At 32.9% G+C, this 25,003-nt stretch carries 28 protein-coding genes and 1 other RNA gene; 11 read left to right on the forward strand and 18 right to left on the reverse strand.

The genetic code is table 11. The features are described 5' to 3' along the window. Positions 1-3 precede the first annotated feature (3 nt). From ACW5R3_RS06820 to ACW5R3_RS06830, 3 genes are all read right to left on the reverse strand, one after another. A complete protein-coding gene (locus tag ACW5R3_RS06820) occupies positions 4-489 on the reverse strand; it encodes an acetyl-CoA carboxylase biotin carboxyl carrier protein subunit (protein ID WP_456576257.1) in 486 nt (161 codons plus the stop codon). A 68-nt stretch (positions 490-557) separates the two neighbouring features. Beyond that, complete coding sequence (locus tag ACW5R3_RS06825) at positions 558-1,229, reverse strand: PrsW family intramembrane metalloprotease (protein ID WP_456576258.1); 672 nt, start codon at positions 1,227-1,229, stop codon at positions 558-560. A 28-nt stretch (positions 1,230-1,257) separates the two neighbouring features. Then, positions 1,258-1,809, reverse strand: coding sequence for an NUDIX hydrolase (locus tag ACW5R3_RS06830; RefSeq protein WP_456576259.1), 552 nt, complete (start codon positions 1,807-1,809; stop codon positions 1,258-1,260). A 90-nt stretch (positions 1,810-1,899) separates the two neighbouring features. Here ACW5R3_RS06830 and ACW5R3_RS06835 point away from each other — a divergent pair, with 90 nt between their 5' ends. Beyond that, positions 1,900-4,281: a penicillin acylase family protein gene (locus ACW5R3_RS06835; protein ID WP_456576260.1), complete on the forward strand. Its 2,382-nt coding sequence runs from the start codon at positions 1,900-1,902 to the stop codon at positions 4,279-4,281. A gap of 78 nt (positions 4,282-4,359) precedes the next feature. On the opposite strand, the gene ACW5R3_RS06840 is transcribed toward ACW5R3_RS06835, so the two are convergent. Then, positions 4,360-5,448, reverse strand: a complete 1,089-nt coding sequence (locus tag ACW5R3_RS06840; protein WP_456576261.1) for a M42 family metallopeptidase — start codon at positions 5,446-5,448, stop codon at positions 4,360-4,362. 102 nt (positions 5,449-5,550) lie between these two features. Between ACW5R3_RS06840 and ACW5R3_RS06845 the strand changes: the two genes are divergently transcribed. Together ACW5R3_RS06845 and trhA are read left to right on the forward strand one after the other, a co-directional pair. Then, entirely contained in the window at positions 5,551-6,228 is a 678-nt protein-coding gene (locus ACW5R3_RS06845) for a DUF4294 domain-containing protein (protein WP_456576262.1), read from the forward strand. Next, a complete protein-coding gene (gene trhA, locus ACW5R3_RS06850) occupies positions 6,229-6,855 on the forward strand; it encodes a PAQR family membrane homeostasis protein TrhA (protein WP_456576263.1) in 627 nt (208 codons plus the stop codon). Positions 6,856-6,863: 8 nt separating this feature from the next. Here the strand turns inward: trhA and ACW5R3_RS06855 are convergent, their stop codons facing one another. From ACW5R3_RS06855 to ACW5R3_RS06870, 4 genes are all read right to left on the reverse strand, one after another. Next, positions 6,864-7,481, reverse strand: coding sequence for a MarC family protein (locus ACW5R3_RS06855; RefSeq protein ID WP_456576264.1), 618 nt, complete (start codon positions 7,479-7,481; stop codon positions 6,864-6,866). A 194-nt stretch (positions 7,482-7,675) separates the two neighbouring features. Continuing rightward, positions 7,676-8,107 carry a DUF4268 domain-containing protein gene (locus tag ACW5R3_RS06860; protein ID WP_456576265.1) on the reverse strand — a complete coding sequence of 144 codons (432 nt, stop codon included), beginning with the start codon at positions 8,105-8,107 and terminating at the stop codon, positions 7,676-7,678. Positions 8,108-8,116: 9 nt separating this feature from the next. Then, positions 8,117-8,791, reverse strand: a complete 675-nt coding sequence (locus ACW5R3_RS06865; RefSeq protein WP_456576266.1) for a ZIP family metal transporter — start codon at positions 8,789-8,791, stop codon at positions 8,117-8,119. Then, positions 8,791-9,549: a class I SAM-dependent methyltransferase gene (locus tag ACW5R3_RS06870; RefSeq protein WP_456576267.1), complete on the reverse strand. Its 759-nt coding sequence runs from the start codon at positions 9,547-9,549 to the stop codon at positions 8,791-8,793. The genes ACW5R3_RS06865 and ACW5R3_RS06870 overlap by 1 nt, the downstream gene beginning before the upstream one ends. 98 nt (positions 9,550-9,647) lie before the next feature. Between ACW5R3_RS06870 and ACW5R3_RS06875 the strand changes: the two genes are divergently transcribed. Further along, positions 9,648-10,805, forward strand: a complete 1,158-nt coding sequence (locus tag ACW5R3_RS06875) for a THUMP domain-containing class I SAM-dependent RNA methyltransferase (RefSeq protein ID WP_456576268.1) — start codon at positions 9,648-9,650, stop codon at positions 10,803-10,805. Positions 10,806-10,880: 75 nt separating this feature from the next. Here the strand turns inward: ACW5R3_RS06875 and ACW5R3_RS06880 are convergent, their stop codons facing one another. The 3 genes from ACW5R3_RS06880 to rlmD are packed head-to-tail and all read right to left on the reverse strand — an operon-like array spanning position 10,881 to position 13,541. Next, positions 10,881-11,615 (reverse strand): DUF6048 family protein, encoded by a 735-nt coding sequence (locus tag ACW5R3_RS06880; protein WP_456576269.1) that lies wholly within the window; start codon positions 11,613-11,615, stop codon positions 10,881-10,883. Beyond that, a complete protein-coding gene (locus ACW5R3_RS06885; protein ID WP_456576270.1) occupies positions 11,581-12,123 on the reverse strand; it encodes a DUF6452 family protein in 543 nt (180 codons plus the stop codon). Before ACW5R3_RS06885 ends, ACW5R3_RS06880 begins: the two co-directional genes overlap by 35 nt. Positions 12,124-12,128: 5 nt before the next feature. Beyond that, positions 12,129-13,541: a 23S rRNA (uracil(1939)-C(5))-methyltransferase RlmD gene (rlmD, locus tag ACW5R3_RS06890; protein ID WP_456576271.1), complete on the reverse strand. Its 1,413-nt coding sequence runs from the start codon at positions 13,539-13,541 to the stop codon at positions 12,129-12,131. Positions 13,542-13,725: 184 nt separating this feature from the next. On the opposite strand from rlmD, the gene rocD reads away from it, so the two are divergent. After that, entirely contained in the window at positions 13,726-14,970 is a 1,245-nt protein-coding gene (rocD, locus tag ACW5R3_RS06895) for an ornithine--oxo-acid transaminase (protein ID WP_456576272.1), read from the forward strand. Between the two features lie 76 nt (positions 14,971-15,046). Here the strand turns inward: rocD and ACW5R3_RS06900 are convergent, their stop codons facing one another. After that, the gene (locus tag ACW5R3_RS06900; RefSeq protein ID WP_456576273.1) at positions 15,047-15,385 is read right to left on the reverse strand and encodes a CCC motif membrane protein; all 339 of its coding nucleotides are present in this window, start codon (positions 15,383-15,385) and stop codon (positions 15,047-15,049) included. 8 nt (positions 15,386-15,393) lie between these two features. Then, positions 15,394-15,657, reverse strand: coding sequence for a DUF2752 domain-containing protein (locus ACW5R3_RS06905; protein ID WP_456576274.1), 264 nt, complete (start codon positions 15,655-15,657; stop codon positions 15,394-15,396). Between the two features lie 157 nt (positions 15,658-15,814). On the opposite strand from ACW5R3_RS06905, the gene ACW5R3_RS06910 reads away from it, so the two are divergent. After that, positions 15,815-16,024: a hypothetical protein gene (locus tag ACW5R3_RS06910; RefSeq protein WP_456576275.1), complete on the forward strand. Its 210-nt coding sequence runs from the start codon at positions 15,815-15,817 to the stop codon at positions 16,022-16,024. Beyond that, positions 16,017-16,559 (forward strand): Smr/MutS family protein, encoded by a 543-nt coding sequence (locus ACW5R3_RS06915; protein ID WP_456576276.1) that lies wholly within the window; start codon positions 16,017-16,019, stop codon positions 16,557-16,559. The genes ACW5R3_RS06910 and ACW5R3_RS06915 overlap by 8 nt, the downstream gene beginning before the upstream one ends. Position 16,560: 1 nt before the next feature. On the opposite strand, the gene ACW5R3_RS06920 is transcribed toward ACW5R3_RS06915, so the two are convergent. Next, positions 16,561-17,499: a hypothetical protein gene (locus tag ACW5R3_RS06920; protein ID WP_456576277.1), complete on the reverse strand. Its 939-nt coding sequence runs from the start codon at positions 17,497-17,499 to the stop codon at positions 16,561-16,563. A gap of 112 nt (positions 17,500-17,611) precedes the next feature. Between ACW5R3_RS06920 and ACW5R3_RS06925 the strand changes: the two genes are divergently transcribed. Beyond that, a complete protein-coding gene (locus ACW5R3_RS06925; RefSeq protein ID WP_456576278.1) occupies positions 17,612-18,757 on the forward strand; it encodes a cysteine desulfurase family protein in 1,146 nt (381 codons plus the stop codon). A 42-nt stretch (positions 18,758-18,799) separates the two neighbouring features. Here ACW5R3_RS06925 and ACW5R3_RS06930 read toward each other — a convergent pair whose 3' ends face one another. The 4 genes from ACW5R3_RS06930 to ACW5R3_RS06945 all read right to left on the reverse strand — a co-directional run bounded on the left by ACW5R3_RS06930 (position 18,800) and on the right by ACW5R3_RS06945 (position 24,007). After that, complete coding sequence (locus ACW5R3_RS06930; RefSeq protein WP_456576279.1) at positions 18,800-19,297, reverse strand: hypothetical protein; 498 nt, start codon at positions 19,295-19,297, stop codon at positions 18,800-18,802. Positions 19,298-19,401: 104 nt separating this feature from the next. Next, a complete protein-coding gene (locus ACW5R3_RS06935; protein WP_456576280.1) occupies positions 19,402-19,776 on the reverse strand; it encodes a hypothetical protein in 375 nt (124 codons plus the stop codon). A 62-nt stretch (positions 19,777-19,838) separates the two neighbouring features. Next, entirely contained in the window at positions 19,839-22,304 is a 2,466-nt protein-coding gene (locus tag ACW5R3_RS06940) for a TonB-dependent receptor (RefSeq protein WP_456576281.1), read from the reverse strand. Between the two features lie 11 nt (positions 22,305-22,315). Continuing rightward, on the reverse strand, positions 22,316-24,007 hold the full coding sequence (locus ACW5R3_RS06945) for a M23 family metallopeptidase (protein WP_456576282.1): 1,692 nt from the start codon (positions 24,005-24,007) through the stop codon (positions 22,316-22,318). A 174-nt stretch (positions 24,008-24,181) separates the two neighbouring features. Between ACW5R3_RS06945 and ACW5R3_RS06950 the strand changes: the two genes are divergently transcribed. From ACW5R3_RS06950 to ssrS, 3 genes are all read left to right on the forward strand, one after another. Continuing rightward, positions 24,182-24,472: a hypothetical protein gene (locus ACW5R3_RS06950; RefSeq protein ID WP_456576283.1), complete on the forward strand. Its 291-nt coding sequence runs from the start codon at positions 24,182-24,184 to the stop codon at positions 24,470-24,472. Between the two features lie 16 nt (positions 24,473-24,488). Beyond that, positions 24,489-24,782, forward strand: coding sequence for a cell division protein ZapA (locus tag ACW5R3_RS06955; RefSeq protein ID WP_456576284.1), 294 nt, complete (start codon positions 24,489-24,491; stop codon positions 24,780-24,782). A 56-nt stretch (positions 24,783-24,838) separates the two neighbouring features. Beyond that, positions 24,839-24,966: non-coding RNA, 6S RNA (ssrS, locus tag ACW5R3_RS06960), on the forward strand. Positions 24,967-25,003 lie beyond the last annotated feature (37 nt).

Consider the following 25,003-nt stretch of genomic DNA (forward strand, 5'->3'; position numbering starts at 1 on the left):
TACTTATTCAAATTCAATTAATAATTGGTTTTTATCAACTGCATCACCTTGGTTCACAGAAACAGATTTTATAATACCGCTTCTTGGAGATGTGATAACATTTTCCATTTTCATGGCTTCCAATATTAATAAAGTATCATCTTCTTGAACTTCTTGGCCAACTTTAACAGCTATGTCCAGAATTAATCCAGGCATTGGAGCCTTGATATCATTAACCTGTTTAGAAGCACCAACTTCAAAGCCTAAATCTTTAATTAAACTGTCTAAATGATCTTCAATGGCTATATTATAAATGGTGCCGTTAACCTTAACTTGGTAAGTTTTTTTATTGAAATTTTGCTGAGTAATTTCTGCTTTATATGACTTGTTATCACTTAAAATATGGTAGTGATTAGTACTTTCCTTAAGCGTATCTAACGCTAGAACAGTATCTTTTTTTAAGTCGAAATCGTAAGTGTTATTAACTTTTGTATGATATGTTTGACTCATTATTTTATTTTTAGAAGTGTAAATATAAGGAATATGCAGCGTTTTGTTCAAACGGTTTTTAGAAATTCCTAAAGTTTAAAATGTGAATTATTTTGATGGCGTTTAATGGCGTTACGTGATAATAGTAAACCAATAAAAAGGGAAACAAAAGCACCTACCCATACGCCAGGTATGAAATCTATAAACAAAAAGAAATCATAAGCTCCATGGAATATTATAGCCGATAACAACCCAATTAAATTTAAAAATCGTCTATTTTTAGAAAACTTGGCTTTACCCATAAAGAATCCCATCAGTATAGCGAAAGTGGCATGTGCAGGAACTGCCGTAAAAGCGCGTAAAAATGCTGTTTGAAACCCACCTTCAAGAACGTACATGATATTTTCGGTAGCAGCAAATCCCATGGAAACCATTACGGAATATACAATACCATCAAACGGTTCATTAAATGCTTCTTTGGGTTGAGCATAATAACGGACTATAATGTACTTGCTAAATTCTTCAGTAAAACCGACTATGAAAAAAGCTCTAATAAACATTTGTAATACGCTAGATTCATCTAAAAGAACAAAAGCATCTACTAGTATGTATAAAAGAGAGGTTAGAATGACACTTACAAATGCACCAAACAGGAATGCATAAAAGAGGAGTAGTTTAGGTTCTTTTTCGTATTTATCCTTTAAATAAATGTAAAGTATTATAATAAAAACGGGAGCAATTGCTACTAAAAATAGATTCATAGGGTGAAAAATAACTAAAAAATAAGACTTATTTTAGGGCGTTTTCTATGAAATTTAAAACAACCTCATAATATTCCGTATTACTAGCCACAAAAAAATCATTATTAGCACTATTCGCTAAAAGTGATTTAAATGTGTCGAAAGATACTAATTGCAAAGCTTCAACTTCTTCAGGTTGTGGTTTTAAGTTAGATAGGGGTGTTTTAAGTTCAACAATGTAGGTATGATGAAATTCATTGTCTCTTAATCCATTTTGATAGCTTTTAAAACAAGGGAATACACCAATTTTATGTAAATCAGTTTCCGAAATAGTTAGGTTAATCTCTTCTTGTATTTCTCTAACAGCAGCTGCTTCAATAGTTTCTCCTGCATCAACATGACCAGCAACAGATACATCCCAAAGCAATGGAAAAATAGCTTTGCTTGCAGCCCGTTGTGCTAATAAAATTTGTTCATTTGAAGTATAAAACCAAATATGGGCTGTATTGTGGTAGTGCCCTTTACTATGTATTTCAGATTTTGGAACAGCATTACCGGTTTTTAAACCGTTTTCTGTTAGGATGTCTATGTATTCGTCCATTGGTATTGGTTTTTCTAACTGAAACAAATTTAATGAAGATAAACTCAAAAGGTAGTATATTTACAAATTACCTATAATTTATCCCGTTTTATGATTAAAAAGATTTTTAAAGTTGTCGTTTTTCTAATTTTAGCACTAGTGATTTGTGGTTTTGTATATTCAAGATATCAAAAACCTACTTATTCAGGAACACTTGAGTTAACTGGTGTTTCCGATAGTGTTGAAGCCTATGTAGATTCTTATGGCGTACCACATATTTATGCTAAAAACAATTCGGATGCATTAGTAGCTTTGGGGTATTTACATGCTCAGGAACGTCTGTGGCAAATGGAATTAATGAAACGAATAGCTCCTGGTAATTTGTCTGAAATTTTAGGAGAAAAACTTATTGAAACAGATAAGTTTTTTAAAACGTTATCAGTAGATGAAGCAACCGATCGTGCTTTGGAAAAACTTGATAAAACAGGCGCTCCTTATTTAGAAGCTGTAGCCTATTTAAAAGGTGTTAATCAGTTTATAGATGAAGGTCCAACACCAATTGAGTTTACTTTAGCCGGTGTTGAAAAGTCTCATTTCACGCTAAAGGATATATACAATGTAGTGGCTTATATGGCTTTTAGTTTTGCTCAGGCTCAAAAAACAGACCCTGTAATTACACATATTAAGCAGAAATTAGGAGCACCCTACATAGTTGATTTTGATGTAAACCCTAATGGAAATACAACGTTATTAAAAAATAGTGTTGAAGTTTCTGAGCCCATACTTAATGCAATGGCAGAGAACATTCATACAGTTACTGAAAAACTACCGATACCCTTATTTATTGGTAGTAATAGTTGGGTTATTTCTCCTAGTAAAACAAAATCTGGACATGTTATTTTAGCTAACGATCCGCATATTGCTTATGCACAACCATCAGTATGGTATGAAGCACATATAGAGACTCCTAATCGTGAAATATATGGTTATTTTGTAGCAGGTATTCCGTTTCCTGTTTTAGGACATAATAAAGATTATGCCTATGGAATAACGATGTTTGAGAATGATGATTTGGATTTTTATCAAGAAGAAAATCACCCAACAGATTCGACACTTTATAAAACTGCTGATGGCTATAAAAAATACAGTTATAAAACAAAAACAATCCTTGTAAAGGATAAAGAACCAATTGATTTGGTTGTTAAAAAATCATATCATGGTCCTATAATGACAGGAATTCATAAAGAAATTGCCACCAATAACCCTGTCGCTATTCAATGGGTATATACACAATTTGAAAATAAACTTTTCGACGCTTTTTACAAGCTTTCACATGCCAAAGATATGAGTCAAGCTAAAGAAGGCGCTTCTTTAATACATGCACCAGGTTTAAACATAATGTATGGAGATGCAAAAGGGAATGTTGCTTGGTGGGCCACAGGTACACTCTACAAACATCAAAATCATGTGAATCCAAAATTTATTTTAAATGGAGCAACAGGCGCAGACGATCCGATAGAATATTTAGATTTTAAAAATAATCCGATGGCTGAAAATCCGGAGTGGGGTTATGTATATTCTGCAAATAATCAACCAGACTCTATTGCAGGTATGTTGTATCCAGGCTATTATTTACCCGAAAATCGTGCAAAACGAATAGAAGAATTATTAGAACCAAAAAATGATTGGGATATTGAAAGTACTTCTGTAATGATGAACGATGTAAAGTCGCCTGTGTTTTTAGAGATTATTGAACACGTTTCTAATTATATTGAAAAATCGGATTTGGATGACCAAGAGTTACAGGTTTTAAACGCGTTGACTAGTTGGACTGGCTACAGTAATACGGATGAAGTAGCACCTACTATTTATACTAAATTTATATATCGTTATTTAGAAAACACGTATAAAGATGAGTTGGGCGAGTCCTTATTCAATCAAATAATTAAAGCGCATTTATTAAAGCGAACGATAGCAAAACAAATTGTAAATAATGAATCGGTTTGGTGGGATGATGTAGCAACTGATAATGTTGAAACAAAAAGAGATATTTTAACCAAGTCTTTTAAAGAAACGGTTGCTTCATTAAATACTCAGCTAGGGGTGGATGTGGATATGTGGACATGGGAAAAAGTACATACTTTAGAGCATAACCATGCTCTAAGTGCCGTTGAAGCATTAAAGCCGTTATTTAATGTGGGACCTTTTCCTGCGCAAGGAAATCAGGAAGTAATTAATAATATAATGTTTGATTATACGGATTCGGGCTTATATGAATCAAAAGCAGGGCCATCAACAAGGCGAATAATTGATTTTTCAGATGTAGAAAATAGTTTAAGTATTTTACCTACAGGTCAATCAGGAAACCCTTTTAGTAAGCATTATTCCGATCAGGCAGAGATGTATATAAAAGGAGAATTCCGTAAAATGTTACTCAATAAAAAGGAAATTATAGAGGAATCATCTAAAATTATAATAAGTCCTAAAGAATAAGATATTCAACGTCTTAATTTTAAACTAAAAAAGGCTGCCATAACATTAATGGCAGCCTTTTTAGATTATAGTATAACCTTATTTAAAATAAGAAAATGTTTCACCTTCTTCAATTTTTAAAAGTGTTTCGTATATCATTTTAATAACATTCTCAACGTCTTCTCTATGAACCATTTCTACAGTAGTATGCATATAACGTAATGGTAATGAAATTAAAGCGGAAGCTACACCACCATTGCTATAAGCAAAAGCATCGGTATCGGTTCCAGTAGCTCTTGATAATGCAGCGCGTTGGAAAGGAATTTCTTTTTCAGCAGCAGTATCAGTTATTAAATCACGTAGTTTTTGCTGTACAGCAGGTGCGTATGCTACAACAGGACCGCTACCTAGTTCAACAAAACCTTGTGCTTTTTGGTCTATCATAGGTGTTGTGGTATCGTGGGTAACATCGGTAACGATTGCAACATTTGGCTTAATAGTTTGTGCTATCATTTCAGCACCACGTAAACCAATTTCTTCTTGAACCGAATTGGTTATATAAAGTCCGAATGGTAAATCGTTTTTGTTTTCTTTAAGTAAACGAGCTACTTCAGCAATCATAAATCCACCCATACGGTTGTCTAATGCACGACAAACAAATTTATCGCCATTAAGAATATGGAATTCATCAGGGTAGGTGATAACACATCCTACATGAACACCCATTTTTTCAACACCTTCTTTATCTTTAGCACCAACATCAATACAAATATTGTTCGGTTTTGGAGCTTCTTCTTTAGATTTGTTTCTGGTATGAATAGCTGGCCATCCAAAAACACCTTTAACAATGCCGTTTTTAGTATGGATATTCACCACTTTACTCGGTGCAATTTGGTGATCACTACCACCGTTGCGAACCACATAAATAAGGCCGTTATCTGAAATATAATTAACATACCATGAAATTTCATCAGCATGCCCTTCTATAACAACCTTGTACTTAGCATCCGGATTAATAACACCTACAGCAGTACCATAGGTATCTGTTATAAACTCATCAACATATGGTTTTAGGTAATCCATCCATATTTTTTGTCCTTCCCATTCATAACCAGTAGGAGAAGCGTTGTTTAAATATTTTTCTAAAAAGTCTATAGACTTTTCATTAAGTATACTCTTTTTTGCCATCTGAATTAATTTTTGCACTAAAATAAGAATATTAATACTATTTTAAGGTTAAAGGATTTTTAAATTATTAATTTTGGAATGGTTTCGGATTCTTAATAACCTATGAAAATAATAGCTTACGTATTTTTATTTTTTCCCTTTTTACTTTTAGCCCAAGTGGCGGAGAAAGAACAGGATTCTACTGAGGTATTTTATATTATTATTGAGGGAGATTCTATACCCAAAAGTGCTATAAACCTCAATGAAGTTTTGTTATTGCACCGTTTAAAATTTAAGTCTGATGCCGATAGAAGGCAATATATGATTCTTAGACGAAAAACAATAAAAGTATATCCGTATGCAAAGCTAGCCGCTGAACGTTTAGAAGCATTAAATGAACGCTTAAATAGTTTAGAAACTGCTCGAGAAAAAAGGCGCTATGCTAAACTAATTCAAAAGTTTATAGAGGAAGAGTTTTCTGCCGAATTAAAAAAATTAACCAAAACTGAAGGTCAAATTTTAGTAAAACTAATTCACAGACAAACCGGAACAACTACTTTCGAGCTAATATCTGATTTAAGAAATAGTTGGCGTGCCTTTTGGTTTAATAATACAGCGTTACTTTTTAATATCTCCTTAAAGGAAAAATTTGATCCTTACGAGGTGAAAGAAGATTTTATAATTGAAGATATTTTAGAACGAAACTTTCAAAGCGGTCGTTTAGAACGTCAAGATTCCAAACTTGAATTTGATATTTTTGAATTAAATGAAAAATGGCTTGATAATAATATGATGCCTTAAATGCGAGTACAATCACCCTTTGAAGAACGACTAAACAGTATAACCCATGCAATAGGTGCTGTTTTTGGAATAATAGCTTTAATGCTTCTTATTCATGAAAATACAGATAAAACATCGTGGAGTTTTTTTAGTATCGTTATTTATGGACTAAGTTTTATTTTGCTGTTTAGCGCATCTACTTTTTATCATTATGTGACCAATGATAAACCCAAACGCTATTTTAGAATTTTAGATCATATAAGTATTTATTTCCTTATTGCAGGGACATATACCCCTGTTTCCCTTATAACACTAGAGGCTAGTAGCGGTTGGTTGTTATTCTGGGTTGTTTGGGGGATAGCCGCATTTGGTTTGATTCTTAAAGTGTTTTTTACAGGTAGGTTTGAGCTATTTTCTGTTTTACTGTACTTAGTTATGGGATGGTTAGTAGTTTTCGATTTTAACTACTTAGCGGAGCATTTAGGAGAATCGGGATTATTTTGGCTATTTGCTGGTGGTGCTGCATATACAACGGGCATACTTTTTTATGCTATTGATAAAATAAAATATAACCATGTTATTTGGCACTTATTTGTTCTTGCCGGTGCCATTTGTCATTTTATAATGATTTATGGTTATGTTATATAAGGTTGTTTTTAAGGTAGGTTGAAGGTTATTTTTATCCCTTCAATAATCATATTAGTACCAATAATGGCAATAATTAAACCCATAATCTTTCCTACAACAGAAATCACATTATATCCAATTTTTTGAACAATAAAATCGCTTAAGCGGAAGGTTACAAAGGTTAATAAGCACATTAGTGCAAAAATAAAAATAACCAATACTATTTTGATATAAGAGGCATCGGAGACGAAGTTCATAGCTGTAACTATTGTACCAGGTCCTGCTAGGATAGGAATAGCTAATGGTGAAATAGCTATGTTTTCGTCAATATGGGTGTTTTTTAAATGTTTTAAGTTAGATTTCTTGGACTGTAGCATATCAAAACCTACATAAAATATTAGTATCCCACCGGTTATTTTAAAGGCAGGAATGGTAATGCCAAAAAGTTCGAAAATAAATTTTCCAAGAATAACAAAAATGCTCACAATGATAAATGCAACCAAAACAGCACGTTTATTAATTCTGAATTTTGTTTCAGAATCAGCACCACCAACCAAAGATAAAAATATAGGTAAGTTGGAAATAGGATTCATTATAGCAAAGAATCCTGTAAAAACGGTTATTGAAAAAGTGATAATACTATCCATTATCTAATCTAACTTTAATTGTGGTAGAAATATTATTTGTAACGTTGTAATTTTAAGGCTGCAAATTTAGGAAAACATCACGACATAATATGTTGAAAATGAAAGATTAGAAAAAATAATTACGAGCTAAGCTAAAGGCTTATAAACACTGGTTTTTTATCATTTTTTAATTGTTTTTTCTCCGATAAAGGATATTATTTGGCTTTAATAACCTCTCTGTAATCTTCATAAAATGCTTCAAAAAGACTCATCGTTTCATTAAAAAACACCATAACTTCCTGCCAAGTATTTTTATTGTGTATTGATGCTTTACTTTTAAAAGGTACATAAACACGTGAAATTTCCTTACCGTTATCTAGAAAATAGGTTTCTTCAAAAATAGCATTAGGTAAGTAATCATCTAATAAAATACTCTTTAAAGCTTCTAGTTTCTCCCAAATATTAATCCTGTTTTCCAGATCGTCTTCTAAATCTAAAGTAACAAAAGCCTGCTTAGTGTCAAAATAAAATTTAAAACTCATCCCTTTGGTTTTGGTATCATACAATACCCATTTCCTTGGAAATGATTTTCCAAAACTAATCCAAAATGTTTCTCTTAACTGTCTTGATTCTTCTTTTGAAAACATAATAATTTATTAAATCAAATAGGCTGTAGCTACGCCTAATACAATGGCTACAAGCTTTGTGAGATTAAATTTGTGACCTTCACTACTTTCAAATAAAATAGTGGTAGATATGTGTAAAAATATACCAATTACTATAGCATTAATACCGCTAATATACGTTTCAGAAATATCCATATGATTTGAGATGTACGTACCAATAGGTGTCATTGCCGCAAAAATCATTAAAAAGCTAATAACTTGTAATTTACTAGCTTTGGAATGAATAAGAAAACTAGTTATAACGGTAGCAATGGGTATTTTATGAATTAATACACCATAAACCATATCGTTATGTTGGTGTATAGGAAAGCCTTCTAGAAAGCTATGCAAACTTAAACTAATAAAAAGTGCCCATGGAAAATCTGCTTGGGTAGCATGTGCATGTACATGTCCGTGTTCGGCGCCTTTTGAAAAGAATTCTAATATAATTTGAATTAGAATTCCAAGCATGATAAACAAACCTGTTTGTTTCGGATTTAAATGGTCGTAAACTTCTGGTAACAGTTCAAAGAGTGTTAAGGCTAATAAGAACGCACCACTAAAAGCTAATAGTAGCTTAAAATTAAAATGCGTTTTTTCTCGAGTGATCATCACTAAAGCGCCCCCAATAATAACTGCTAGTATGGGTAATAAATAGTGCATCATTATTTAAAAATCATAATTAAACGCTCTGAGGTGTTTTTTTGAAATTTCTGTAGTTTATAATCTCCAAAAATATCGAGTAAATACACACCGGCCTGTTCAAATAAATCTTGAAATTCTTCTAGTGTAAATGCACGAACGCGTTCTTGATACTGGTGTTTTTTTCCGTTGTCTTCAAACTGAATATCTTTTATAATATGTCCGTCTTCTACATAACGTTTTAAATGAAATTCAATGCCTTCAACAGTTTTAGTTTCCTCTGGCACTAAATTATTGATAACGTATTCGGTGTTCATAAAATCGATAACACCAAAGCCTGTTTCATTCAGGTTAGCTTGAATAGCTTGAATGGTTTTTAAATTATCCGATTCATTTTCAAAGTACCCAAAACTGGTAAATAAATTAAAAACAGCATCAAATTGCTTACCAAAGGGCTCACACATATCATGCACTTTAAAATGTAAAGTATCGTTCTCAAATTGTTTAGCATGAGCAATACTACTTTCCGATAAATCGGCCCCTGTTACCTGATAGCCTAAAGTGTTTAAATAAATAGCATGTCGACCTTTTCCGCAGGCAAGATCTAAAATTTCACCATCTTCAGGTAAATTTAAATAATGGGTAAGTGTATCCATAAATAGTTGGGCTTCACTATTATCTCTATCCTTATAAAGTATGTGATAATAAGGTGTATCAAACCAAGAAGTAAACCATTGTGCTGAGTTTTCCATATATATGTTCCCGATATCGGAATGTGTCATTTAAAAATTTATAAACAGTTCACTATTTGTCTTTATTAGTAAAGTCTGTTGTCTTGCCACAAAAATACTGTATTTTTGTGTTCTATTTAAAGTATGTAATGGAGAATAATTTTAAAATGGTAGCCAAAACCTTATTTGGCTTTGAAGAAATATTAGAAAAAGAATTGCTACAACTTGGCGCAGCTAACATTCAGAAGGGGGTTAGAAACGTTAGTTTTGTTGGTGATAAGGGGTTTATGTATAAGGCAAACTTAGGCTTACGTACAGCTATTAAAATATTAAAACCCATACATAGTTTTCATATAAATAATGAAAAAGATTTATATGACCAGGTTTATAAAATGGACTGGAGTAATTATATGAAGCCTACGGGAACGCTAGCTATTGATGCAACTGTGCACTCAAAACAGTTTACCCATTCGCAATACATAGCCTTAAAAACAAAAGATGCCATAGTTGATAAGTTTCGTGATACAACTAAAGAGCGACCAAATATTGATTTACGTTTTCCGGATCTAAAAGTAAATGTACATATCGATAGAAATAAATGTACCATATCACTAGATTCTTCTGGGGAATCATTACATAAAAGAGGGTATAAGTCGGCTACCAATATAGCACCTATTAATGAAGTATTGGCAGCAGGATTAGTCATGCTTTCAGGTTGGGATGGTCAATCGGATTTTATGGATCCCATGTGTGGAAGTGGAACAATCTTAGCAGAAGCAGCTATGATAGCTTGTAATATTCCACCCAATTTAATGCGTAAAGAGTTTGCATTTGAAAGATGGAATGATTGGGATGTAGATTTATTTGAAAAAATTGAAGAATCCTTATTGAAGAAAACACGTGATTTTCACCATAAAATTATGGGCTATGACAAATCGCCAAGTGCCGTAGCAAAAGCTAAAGACAATGTAAAGAATGCGCATCTAGACGAGTTTATTACAATTAAGCACGAAGATTTCTTTAAAACACAGAAAGCAGGTGACGCTAAACTTCATATGTTATTTAATCCACCGTATGGTGAACGATTAGATATTGATATGGAAAAATTTTATTCAGCTATAGGTGATACACTTAAACAGAATTATCCAGGAACAGATGCTTGGTTTATTACCTCCAACTTAGATGCTTTAAAGCATGTGGGTTTAAGACCATCGCGTAGAATACATTTAATGAATGCTAAATTAGAATCGCGTTTCGTTAAGTATGTGATGTATGAAGGAAGTAAAAAAGCTAAGTTTAATAATTAAAAACACTCTAAAACTATAAAAATTGGTATGTTATAAAAAACATACCAATTTTTGTTTTAAATAAAGGTTATCTAATTATCTGGCTTTTTTGAAAATAGGGATTAAATAAGAAATATTGTATCCGTATCCAAAACCAAAGCTGCCACTATCATAAGTTTTATTGTAACCAGGTATGGAAATGTTTTCAAAATTATCCGGTTCTTTTTGTGTTATTAGGTATTTAAACTGCACATTCGCCCCTAGGTATAAATTAGGTAAAACTTCAACTTTTAAGCCTGTTATAACTTCGGCCCATATAGCATTTAAATTGCTATATTTTTGAGGCTCATCAGATGTGAATTGTGGTGACCAATACTGGTTAGTTGAATATACACCAAAACTGTTTCTTTCTTGACTAAAGTTACTTCCAGCTACCCTAAAACCACCATATATAAGGTTGGACATACCAAGCCAATTTTCGTAAGCATTATAGTCTGCACCAACTTTTATGTATGTTCCAGAGGCTGTTGAGTTAATATAATCGGTTTCTGTTGTTTTTTCTTCTATTCCAAATTCACCTGCTATATACCATTTCTCGGTGATGCGAAAATCACCCATAATTTCAAAACCTTTGAAGTCGTCGTCTAAAAAAGAACGAATAAGTTTACTCACATCGCCACCAACACGTAACCCATATTTTTCAGTTTTTTTAGGTCCGTCTTCTGTGTTAGCTTCAGGAATACTATCGTTCTGTGCAAATGATACAGAACAAAACAGCAAGCACACCAATAAAGTGCTAATGGTAGATGTTAAAGTTTGTTGTGCTTTCATCTTCAATTATTTGATTATCATTTACAGACTGTACGATTACAATCCAATTATCACCGTCATCTTCGACAGTTAGGGTTACATTTTTAAAAATAGTTTTAAAACCACAAGCTCTTGAAACATAAACTTCCTCTGTTACATATGAAATAGTAATAATATCCTCATTACCTGTAATAAAATCATCAGTTACATCGTCGGGTGTATCGTTGTCATCGTATTCATAGTCGTTATACAGACTATATTGAGTTGAGTTTTCTGTAGTTTTTAGGGGTAGTAATATAATGTCGCTATTACTGAAACCATCTAAATCGGAAACAGTTTCATCATTACCAATACCTTGTACACGAAAATTAAAAACATTTTTAGGGTTTTGTTGTTCCGGATTTACGGCATCAAAAAATGATATAGTTAACCGTGGGGTAGTAGCTGTATCTGTAGTACAGATATCATCGCGCTCACAACTAAATACTAAGCAAAAAACTAAAAAAAATAGGCCTTTAAATATCTTCATAGGTTTTATCTTCTTTCCAAAAGTACAACATTTTCCACATGGTGTGTTTGTGGAAACATATCAACTGCTTGAGTACGTATAACTTTATATTGGGCATCCATAAGTTGTAAATCACGGGCTTGAGTAGCACTATTACAACTTACATAAACAATTTTCTTAGGAGCAATATTTAAAATTTGTTGTACAACATCTTTATGCATACCATCTCGCGGAGGATCTGTAATAATTACATCTGGGTGACCGTGGGTATTTATAAAGTCTTGATTAAATACATTCTTCATATCGCCAACATAAAAGTCAACGTTTTCAATACCATTAAATTGTGCATTGGCTTTGGCGGCTAGAATAGCATCAGGAACAGCTTCTACACCAACTACTTTTTTAGCTTTTTTTGCAACAAACTGAGCAATAGTTCCGGTTCCGGTATATAAATCATACACTAATTCGTTACCTGATAGACCTGCAAAATCTCTCGTTATTTTATAAAGTTCGTAAGCTTGACTAGAATTTGTTTGATAGAATGATTTTGCGTTAATCTTAAATTTCAAGCCTTCCATTTCTTCAAATATATGATCCTGACCTTTATAGCAAATAACGTCTTGATCATAAATGGTGTCGTTTGCTTTGCCATTTATAACATACTGTAAGGATGTTATTTCAGGATAAGTTTCCGATAAATAATCAAGTAGTAGTTCGCGTTTAGCCTGATCGTCTTTAAAGAATTGAATCATGACCATGATATCACCAGTAGAAGATGTTCTAATCATTAACGTTCGTAATAAACCATGTTGGTTTCTTGTGTTAAAAAACTCAAGGTTATTTGCAATAGCAAACTCTTTAACGGCGTTTCTTATGGCATTTGAAGGGTCGGCTTGTAGGTGACATTTTTTTATGTCAAGTATTTTGTCCCACATTCCAGGTATATGAAAACCAAGCGCATTTCTATCGCCTAAATCCTCATCTGATTGAATTTCCTCTAGGGTTAACCATCGGCTATCACTAAAAGAGAATTCCATTTTATTTCTATAAAAGTAAGGTTCTTCACATCCTAATATAGGTGTAACTTCCGGTAATTCAATATGTCCAATTCTAGTAAGATTATTGGTAACTTCTTTTTGCTTATAATACAATTGGTGCTCGTAGCCCATATTTTGCCATTTACACCCACCACATACACCAAAATGCTGACATTCGGGTTCGGTGCGTTTTTCTGAGAGTGTATGAAAAACGGTAGCTTTTCCTTCGTAATATGCTTTACGCTTTTTAAAAGTCTGAACATCAACTACATCACCAGGAACGGCATTAGTCATAAAAATAACTTTACCATCTTCAGCTTTACCTACAACTTTACCTTTAGCACCAGCGTCAACAACCTCGACATTGGTGAATACTTGTTTTCTTTTTTTTCGTCTTGCCATGATGCAAAAGTAGTTCCTTTTTTCGTAGCAAAAAACATGTGGTAAATATTTTAAGAAACAGCATATATTTAGTAATTTGCAAGCCCTAGGGATGATTTCTCTCCCACGCTGAATTTTCGACACTTCGGAAGGATAAAGGTACAGTAGGAATGGTTATTTTACACACTAATTAAAATTTATTAAAATGGCTATTTTAGACCAAATTACATCGCAAGAAGCGATAGATTTAGAAAACAAATATGGCGCTCATAATTACCACCCGCTACCAGTAGTATTAGCTAAAGGTGAAGGTGTACATGTTTGGGATGTTGAAGGCAAACAATATTACGATTTTTTATCAGCATATTCTGCCGTAAACCAAGGACACTGCCATCCTAAAATTGTAGCGGCTATGACAGAGCAAGCGCAAACACTTACTTTAACTTCTCGTGCATTTTATAACGATATGCTAGGGAAATATGAAAAATTTGCTTGCGACTTTTTTGGCTTTGATAAATTATTACCAATGAATACAGGTGCTGAAGCTGTAGAAACAGCTCTAAAAATTTGTAGAAAATGGGCATACGAAGTAAAAGGAATTAATGAAAATGAAGCTGAAATAATTGTATGTGAAAATAATTTCCATGGTAGAACAACGACTATTATTTCATTTTCTAATGATTCTGTAGCACGTAAAAATTTCGGTCCATATACTGATGGTTTTATTAAAATTGAATATGATAATTTAGAAGCACTTGAAAATGCTTTAAAAACAAATGAAAATATAGCTGGATTTTTAGCAGAACCTATTCAAGGAGAAGCTGGTGTTTACGTACCTAGTGAAGGTTATTTAGCAAAAGCAAAAGCACTTTGTGAAGCTTATAATGTATTATTTATTGCTGATGAAGTTCAAACAGGTATTGCAAGAACGGGTGAAATATTAGCTGTAGATCACGAGAACGTTAAGCCAGATGTTTTAATTTTAGGTAAAGCGCTTTCTGGAGGTGCTTATCCTGTTTCTGCTGTATTAGCTGATAATTCAGTAATGGCAGTAATTCAACCAGGAAATCACGGTAGTACTTTTGGAGGTAATCCTGTTGCAGCTGCAGTAGCTATGGCAGCTTTAGAAGTTGTTAGAGATGAAAAACTTGCTGACAATGCTAAAAAATTAGGAGAGCTTTTTAGAAGTGAATTAAATAAATACATTGAAACAAGTAGTATTGTGAGTCTTGTTCGTGGTAAAGGTTTACTGAATGCTATTGTTATCAATGATGATGAGGATAGTGATACAGCTTGGAACATGTGTTTAGCTTTACGCGATAATGGCTTATTAGCTAAACCAACTCATGGAAATATTATTAGATTTGCACCACCATTAGTAATGACAGAAGAACAGTTAATGGATTGTGTATCTATAATTATAAAAACATTAAAACAATTTGAAGATTAAAACCTTTTCAGATAGATGTTTTAAAGCATAAAAAAAGCGACAATTCGTCGCTTTTTTTATGCTTATAATTTATAGCTTATTGAACTTGACTTTCTTGATAAATTTCTATCGTCTCTTCAATTTGATTCATGTAAGCATCCCAACCACCAATTTGTATTATCTGGTAAACGCTATAAAATAAACACAACACGTTGATAACTAAGATAACTAAAGCTATAGTTTTAGCTGTGTTCATGGCGTTAACGCTCTTTAAATCATATTCTTCAGGATTTAATTGAGATGCCTTTATTTTACTGTGGGCTATATAGAATGCGATTCCCGCAAAAATTAATCCAGCACCACTAAAGCAGCAGCATAAAAGGCCTAAAATAGCTAACACATAAACGAGTGTTGCATTGAGTTTTTGTTTTTCCATTGTTTAATTTAGTTAATTAGTTTAAATATAAAACTGACAATTATTACAGTAATTGTAGTAATTGCTAGTATGTTGATAGTACGTGTACTGTGTTTAAATTTAATAAAAAATTGTAATACAATAACCGCTATAAGCGCTATTAGTGGAAATATTGCAGGATACATTTTAAATGCTGCTAAAAATTCTCCATGATAAATAAGTAATGCCGAACGTTGTAAGCCACAGCCCATACAGTCAAACCCTAAAACTTGTTTGTTTAAACAGGGTAACATAAAACTTTCATTTAAAGGCATCTATTTGTAGGGTTTTATTTATTCAAAGTTAAAAAAGTGTTTTACAATTTATGAGAATTTGTGGTATTTAAATAATTATTATTGTAAATCAACTAATATTAGTAATTTCGGAGCCTGTTCAACAAGTCTTATTTTTATGAAAAATCAACAACGTATTAGTTATATCCTTATTCTAGTAGGAAGTATTTTAGCTATTTATGCACAAGCAGAAGAGGAGCAACCTGTTGCAATTTTAATATTAGGGATTGTTATTTTAATGTATGGTGTTTATAGGTTGTCTAGTAAAATACCAAGTAAGTTTGATAAAGACGAAGACTCAAAAGAAAAAGAGGAACAAGATGTTTAAAGTTGGAGATAAAGTAGCTGTGTTAGATGATGATTTATCAGGTGTTGTTACCAAAATATCGGGAGTATTAATTACTATCGAAACATTAGATGGTTTTGAATTAGATTTTGAATCTCACGAACTAGTACTTACCAAACCTTTAAAAATCGATTTTAGCGCAGCTCAAGCTAGTATTAAGGAAAAGGAACAAGTAACACGCAGAAAGACGATAAGCAGAAAGTCTAAAGATAAATATCAACCCACTATGGAGGTTGATTTGCATATTCATCATTTAACAAAAAATTCCAAACATATGGGAAGTCATGATATGCTAACTTTACAATTAGATACAGCTAGACGTCAATTAGACTTTGCTATACGTAAACGTATTCAAAAATTAGTTTTTATACACGGGGTAGGTGAAGGTGTTCTAAAAACAGAATTAGAATATCTTTTTGGACGTTATAATAACGTTAAATATTACGATGCCGATTTTAAAAAATATGGTGTAGGTGCAACCGAAGTTTATATTTATCAGAATGTAACTCCTAATTAACCTATAATTCAGGTGTTATTAATCGGGTGCTATCTAACCTTGAATCTGATAAAGATCCTAGATTAAATAAATCTTGTTTAATAGTTGGAAACTGTATGTTTTCTACACGAGTTGTAACTGTAAATTCTTGATTAATTGTATGTGTTCTGTAAGCTGTTGCTGGAATTGAAAATGTGTATACAGGATTTAAATAGTCTGGAATACTGCTATCTGTATAATCATTAGCAGGGTTCTGGTCTTGTGTATTGTTTTCTTCTTCAATAGTTGGTATACCATCCTGGTCGTCATCGGTATCCAAATAATTTGGAATTCCATCACCATCTGTATCCAAAGGGTTTGTTAACGGATCGTTATCTCCATCCTCATTAGGGTCGGCTAGTTCTACGGTTGTTAAAACATTATCACCATCGTCATCAACATCTAAATAGTCAGGGATTCCGTCATCATCGGTATCGGTAGGATTGGTAGCAGGATTAAAATCGTCATCTAGGTTTTCATCTTCAAGTTCTGCAGGAATACCGTCTAAATCATCTTCAGTTAACAAAACCGTTACATATGCAGTTCCAGAAATACTCGCTAAATCTTCATTTATTTGAATATCAGAAGGGGGTACATCATTACAGAATAAGTTTGTAGGATCACTATTATAAGAACGATAGTTGAAAAAATTTGAAGCATTATCAATTGAAATTTCAACAACATCATCAACTAATAACTCTCCAGTAATACTATCTACAGCTATTAAATCTTCTAAAGTCCAAGAAGGACTTGTAATTTTTAGTGAAAGCGATTCGTGTGGATTTTCTTTAATTTGATAAAAAACCAATTCTCCACAAGCAGAGTAGGTATCTCCAAAATCGAAATCAACATTTATAACATCACCATCATCACAGGATAATAGCATTGAAAAAGTAACTAATAGTAATAGTAATTTTCGCATGTAAGGCATATTTTCAACAAAAATAAACAATTGTAAATATACAACGTCATACCAATCAAATAATTTTATTTCACGTAATTTTGTGGTCTAGATTTAAAGCGATAATAGGATTATGAAATCAGTGTATTTTGATAATGCAGCAACAACACAAGTTAGAGAGGAAGTTATTGATGTAATGACAACTGTAATGAAGCAAGAGTATGGTAACCCATCGTCTTCCCATAGTTATGGTAGATCTTCAAAGGTTTTGCTAGAAAAAGCACGTAAAACAATAGCTAATGAACTACAGGTTAGTCCGGGTGAAATAATTTTCACCGCAGGTGGTACGGAAGCTGATAATTTAGCTTTACAATCTGCTGTTCGCGATTTGGGTGTTCAACGAATTATAACGTCTAAAATAGAACATCATGCCGTTCTGCATACAATTGAACAGCTTGAAAAAGACAAACAGATAACGGTAAATTATGTGGAGTTAGGTTCTACAGGGCAAATTAATTATTCGCATTTACAAACCTTACTAGAAGCAGGGCCGAAAACACTAGTGAGTTTAATGCATATTAATAATGAAATAGGGACTATTTTAGATATTAAACGTGTTGCAGATTTATGTCAAGAAAATACAGCACTTTTCCATTGTGATGCGGTGCAGTCAGTAGGGCATTATCATTTAAATCTTCAAGATGTTAAAGTTGATTTTCTAGCTGTTAGCGCTCATAAATTTCATGGACCAAAAGGTGTTGGTTTTGCCTATGTGAGAAAAAACTCGGGGTTACGCTCTTTAATTTTTGGTGGTGAACAGGAACGCGGTATTCGAGCAGGTACAGAGGCTGTGCATAATATTGTAGGGATGGAAAAGGCATTTACAATGGCCTACAATAATCTAGATGCTGAACGTGCATATGTTGAGGATTTAAAGCAGTATTTTATTTCCGAAATAACTAAAGAACTTCCAGAGGTTCAATTTAACGGTTTATCGGGGTCTTTAGAAAATAGCACTTACACATTAGTTAATGTCTGTTTACCTATTCCTCCCGAAAAAACAATGGTTTTGTTATTTCAATTAGATTTAAAGGGTATAGCTTGTTCAAAAGGAAGTGCTTGCCAAAGTGGTAGCACTAAAGAATCGCATGTACTGTCAGAAATTTTGTGCGAAACGGATTTAAAGAAACCTTCCATTCGTTTTTCATTCAGTATTTTTAATACAAAAGAAGAAATTGATTACGTTGTTTCTGTTTTATCAGATTTCGTAACAACATAAAAAAAAGTCCCTTTCATTTTTATATGAAAGGGACTTTTTTGTTTAAGCAGCAGCTTTAGTAGTATTCAAGTGTTTTTTTATTATCTGGCGCCACTTTTCAAGTAAAAGTGTTTCTCCTGCCATTTCAATGTTGATATCTACATTATAAAACTCCAATACATAATCCGATTTTCCTTTTGTACGTAAAACTAAATCTAAACGGTCTATTTCTGTTTTATTAGATCCTTTGTTTTTAAGAGAATGTTCCGTTTTATGAATATAGCAGTCTGTAACCTCATTTAAGTTTGCGGTAAGCCATTTGGAATCAGAATCTGTTTTCTTAGAATAAACCAGTTGGCTTGTGGTTTCATCTATAGCTAAGGCATAATAAGTTCCCCAAAAATCTATTTCTGAGACGTGAACATTTTCGGTTTTTGCTCTTGAAAGAAATTCATTTTTAGCTTTCTTTTTTTTCTTTTTTTGTGACATTTGAATGTACACAAGTGGTACTGTTACAAGTGTTATTATAACGATTCCTATTATTATAGTATTTAAATCCATGATTTTTTATGTTTTTTTGAATATGAGTAATTTGGCTTATTTAAAAGCACAGTGAAATGAGCTGATTAGAATCAGCTTAACAAAAATTTAAAAAAAAATGAATTTTAAGTAAAATCGTGGAAAGGAAAAATACAGGTTTGAGCATTCAAGCTAGGTATAAGTAGCTTACCTGTTTTAAAATACGCTGTATCTTTAGATTTTTGTGATATGCTTAAAAATTGCACACCGTTTGTGGATCCTAATACTACAGGTTGTACATTAGGTGTTTCAAAATCTGTGGGAGTATGTCCAAAAATTTCAAAATCTTGATAGGCAAAATAACTAGAGGAGTCTCCTTTAGAATTTTTATGTTTTGCCTGTTCTTTAAGTTTGCTCTCAGAAACCAATTCCGAAAAGTCATGATTAGCCGTTACCCCAAAGTTTACTAGATAAACTAAGAGGAGTGAAAAGGCTATATGAAATTGAAATTTCGGTTTCATAACACAAAAGTATAACAAACTTGTATGGTAAAAATCAAAAGTTTGTTAAAATTTATGGTGAATTAAAAGCGCATACTTGTTTTAACATTAAAAACACGAGGCGTTAAATAGTTAGGTATAGCGTACTGACGTTTGCTATATACATCTCTAACCCATGTATTAGTAATGGAGTTTTGAACATCAAATACATTAAAAATCTCTATTCCTAATGATAAGTATTTAAAAGGTTTGCGCCATCCTGTTTGATAGTCATCTTTCATATCTACAATTACATACTGGAAGCCTACATCGGCACGTTTGTAATCAGGTAAACGACTTTGATAGTCATAAGGATCTGCGTAACTAGGTGAACCACCAGGTAAACCAGTATTATATACTAAGTTCAAATACATTTTCATTTTTGGTAAGTTAGGTACGTAATCCTGAAATAAAGCAGCAAATTTTAATCGCTGATCAGTAGGGCGTGCAATATAACCACGGTTGTCAATATTTTCTTCAGTTTTTAAGTAACCAAAACTAAACCAAGATTCGGTGCCCGGAACAAATTCCCCATTCAAGCGCATGTCCAATCCGTAAGCGTAAGCTTCTGCGTTATTGGTAGCACGGTAACGAATACGAACGTTTTCCAATGTGTAAGGGTTTACATCGGTTATTTTTTTATAGTAAGCTTCAGTTGTTAGTTTAAATGGACGATTCCACATTTTAAAACTATAATCGTTACCAACTATAACATGAATAGACTTTTGAGCCTTTACATTAGGGTTTACTGTTCCAGATGAGTCCCGTAGTTCTCTGTAAAACGGCGGTTGGTAGTAAATACCGGTACCAAGACGAAATAACATATCTTTATTCCAATTGGGTTTAATTGCAAATTGGGCACGTGGACTAATTACTGTTTGGGTGTTACTTTCAATACCATCACCACTTACAGTCCAGTTATGAATACGACCTCCAATATTTAACCAAGCTTCGCTATCACCAATTTCCATTCGGCGACTCCATTGTAGGTATGCTTGAAGGCGGTTTATTTGTGTTTCGTTTTTTGCACGAACGTTTTGGTATGGCTCTAAAGGTCCTTCGTAAGGTGTATATGGTTGGTTGTTAAAAGCGTCTGCGCTTGGAGGGTTAATGGTAAATCCGGCAGAATCAATTACTTCCCATTCTACTAGTCTATCACGAATATCTTCGTTGGTATATTTTACAGACCATTCAAAATCGTTAGCATCTTTTTTGTAACTCCCTTGGTGTTCTACAGTGGTGATAAGAGCATCTAAATCATTTCTACCATGGTTTAATTGGCCACCTATGCCTTCACTAAACTCAACATCACCTACGTTTTCATCTCCAATATTGGTATTAACTTCACCTAAACGGTACTGCGCCAAGATATCAAAATACTCTTCTTCAATAGTATGATATGTAGAAGCAATCAAATTTAAAGTTAAGTTGTCATTTACGGCATAACTTCCCTTTAATGCGCCAAAATAGGTTTCATATTTATCTTGTTCTTGACCTTCATAAAACACTAATAATGCCAACGGATTTTGTAGTGTACCAAAATTTGTTTGACGAGTCTCTGGTTCGTAATTATATTTGTTAATAGAGGCGTTTCCTAAAAAACTCAATTGGAATTTATCAGATACTTGATAGGTTAAATAGGTTTGAATGTCAGCAAATTTAGGATCGTAATTAGTCTCGGTTTCTTTAGCGTTTACAAGTAGACTATTATCGCGGTAGCGCATACCAACAATTCCTGTAAATTTGGAATCTTTACTGGTTCCTTCGGCAGAAACACTAGCGCCAAGTAAGCTTAAATCGGCAGAAACACCAAATTTATATGGTTTACGATAAGTAATATCTAATACAGAAGATAATTTATCGCCATATTTGGCTTGAAACCCACCTGCAGAGAAATCTACATTTTGCACCATATCTGTGTTTACAAAACTTAAGCCTTCTTGTTGCCCTGAACGAATTAAAAATGGTCTGTATACTTCAATACCATTTACGTAAACCAAATTTTCGTCAAAATTTCCACCTCGAACAGCATATTGGGTACTCAATTCATTATTACTACTAACGCCAGGAAGTGTTTTTAATAAGTTTTCGACACCAGAATTAGCGCCAGGGATGTTTCTAATGGTTTCTGGTTCTAAAGTTACAATACCTTCTACATCTTTTCTTGTTTTACCTGAAATAACAACGGTAGCCATTTGCTCGATAGCAGTATCCATAACGGGATGAAATTCTACTTCTTCACCAATTTTTAGGTTAAATGTTGCCGTGATAGATTTATAAGCAATATGTGTAAATATAACTTGGACATCTTGATTGGCAGGAATCTTAATGCTGTAATAACCATTTTCATTTGATGTTGCTCCACCTGAATCAGTACTAATATTTACATCGGAAATAGGCGTGTTGGTACCATCTAAAATAACACCTTTTAGAGTGCCAGTTTGAGCTAAACTAGTAACGCATACGAGTAGCAAAAAAATGGTAAAAGCGGAAATTTTCTTATAGGTCAAGTTCGTTCGTTTTATTTTCGGTAAAAAGTTGTTTCAAAAGTAGAATTATTTCCAACATTATCTGTAACAATTACTTTTAAATTATTTTTAGTTTCTGTTGAAATGTTATCCTCAAACTTATAGGTTAGCAATTTTGTTTTATAATCATATTCCATTAAAATCCACTTACCATTTATAGTTGCTCGGTATTTTGAAATTCCGGAACCTGTATCCTCAATTCTAACTTTTAAGTACCGGTATTTACTTAGCCATTTACCGTTTGAAAAGTTAATAGGTTGAATTTTTGGTGGTTCAACATCTGTTGTTAAGGCATATGTTCCTAACGTTTTAGTATAGGTAGTTAGTATATTATCCTTGCGGTATGTCTTAGAATATATGGTGTATTGGTTTTTCCAGCCTGCAAGTCGTGCAATGTATAATTTATTAGCATCTTCGGGTTTGTAATGACTAATATCGTAGCTTATTGAAAAGTTTTCGCGAAGTGGTATACTATTATCATGAATTGTAAGCGTATCGTTGTTTACCTTGAAATTCATGTAAAAATCATCAAAAAAGGCATCTTTGGGGAAATTAACTGTTATCCCTTTATTTACTAACTCATTAGTTCTATGGGCGTAAATATAATACGGTGTTTCTTGAATTTTTTCAGGCTTTAAATCAGGTGATTTTTCACCTTGAATGTCAATAGTTAGCCACACATCATTATCGTGAAAATCCTTAACGCGGACCTTGTATACAGATGCCGTACTGTCTAAAACATGAATATAGCCAAAATCATCAATATTTTTAAGCATACTTAAATTGTTGCCACTTTCAACATATAGTTTTTGAAGGCGTTCTTTTTTATCGGTATAATGTGCGTAATCAATATAGCGATTAAGCAGCCGTGTTTCATCAAAAGCAAACCGTTTAAAATCTATTTCAAATTTCTGATTGCCATTATAGTATGTTTGAATATTTTCAACGCCATTTTTATTGGAAGCCAAATCTTGTCTGTCATTGGCCTCTATAGCAAAACCAATTTTGCCGTAAGCTTTTATGGTTTCAACTGTATAATCGCCATTTTGAGTTTTTATAAGACGTAATTTTTGTTTGCCTTTTGTGGTATTTATATGAGCGTCATCCGAAAAAGTATAGGCGTAAAGTTCAGTAATAATAGGTCGTGTATGATCTTCAACATCAATACCAAAGAGTAGGGGGTTTAAAGGACGTTCTTCATTATCGCGAATTTCAAAATGTAAATGCGGACCGCCAGAACCACCGGTATTTCCACTTAGGGCAATAAAATCGCTTTTAAGAACAGGTAATTCGTCTGGTGTAGGAAATACCTCAATCTCATAGGTTTCCTGCTCGTATTGTAGTTTTTTTATGTAGGCTTCTAATTCAGGAGCTAATTGCTGCAAGTGAGCATAGACCGTTGTGTAGCCATTAGGGTGGGTTATATAGACTGCTTTGCCATATCCAAAGTGTGCAAATTTTATACGACTAACATAACCATCGGCAGTTGCAAAAACTTTTAGTCCTTCACGTTGTTGCGTTTTAATATCTAGACCAGAGTGAAAATGATTAGAACGTAACTCACCAAAAGTACCAGACGGTATAATAGCTACATCTAAAGGATGTCTAAAATAATCCTGTGGATAGGGGCTTTGTGCTTGACAAAAACACGTTAGAAATAACGAAAAAAATAGAAGTTTATGCATAAATTAGATGTTAATGCTAAAATATTAATTTGATTCAAATTGGGCAAGTAAAACTCTAAGCATTGCCATAATGTTGATTTAGAGCCTAAAAACAAATTATTTAATTTTATTAAAAAACTATTGTTAATTAATTGAAGTAATGTTAACTTTGTGAGATAAGTATGGACATGATAGATGAGTAAAATTGAAGACACTGTAATTGCTTTAGAAAATAAAATTAACCGTGTTTTAAAGCAACAACAGCTTTTGAAACAGGCGAATTCAAAATTACAGCAGGAATTACAATCTACTCAACATATGCTTCAATCCCAAAAATTAGAAATAACAGATTGGGAAGAAAAATACGAAGCGCTTAAAATAGCCAATTCCATGCTTGGCAGTGACGAAAATAAAAGAGAAACTAAACTCAAAATAAACGCATTAATTCGAGAAATAGATCATTGTATTGCTCAACTTTCAGAATAATGTATCCTAGTTTTCTATGTCGGAAAAACTAAAAATAAAATTATCAATTGCTAATAGGGTTTACCCATTAACAATAGCACCTAGCCAAGAAGAAGGGTTGCGTAAAGCAGCCAAAAATATTGAGGCTATGATAAAACAATTTGAGCAAAGTTATTCTGTTCAAGATAAGCAAGATGTTTTGGCCATGTGTGCCTTGCAGTTTGCAACACAAGTAGAACAGAAATCATTAGATAAAGCATATGTGAATGAAGCTGTAGAATTAAAGTTAGACGCTTTAAACCAGTTATTAGACACGCATTTAGACTCTTAACGTTCTTATAAATAAAATAAAGGTTTACTGCCTGCATTAGTTATTTTTTTTGATAAACTCAACACGAATTCTTTAAAAAGGGTGAGTTTAAGTTGTAAAAGCATGCTGTTAGTGCTGAATTTATTCAGTATCTCGAACAGACCCTTGATCAGCTTGGTATCCCTAAACTTGTTTTAAGGAGTTTATACAAAACTTTATTCTGGTGCAGGCTTTTTTTATAT

This window comes from Algorimicrobium bowmanii (assembly GCF_054031195.1).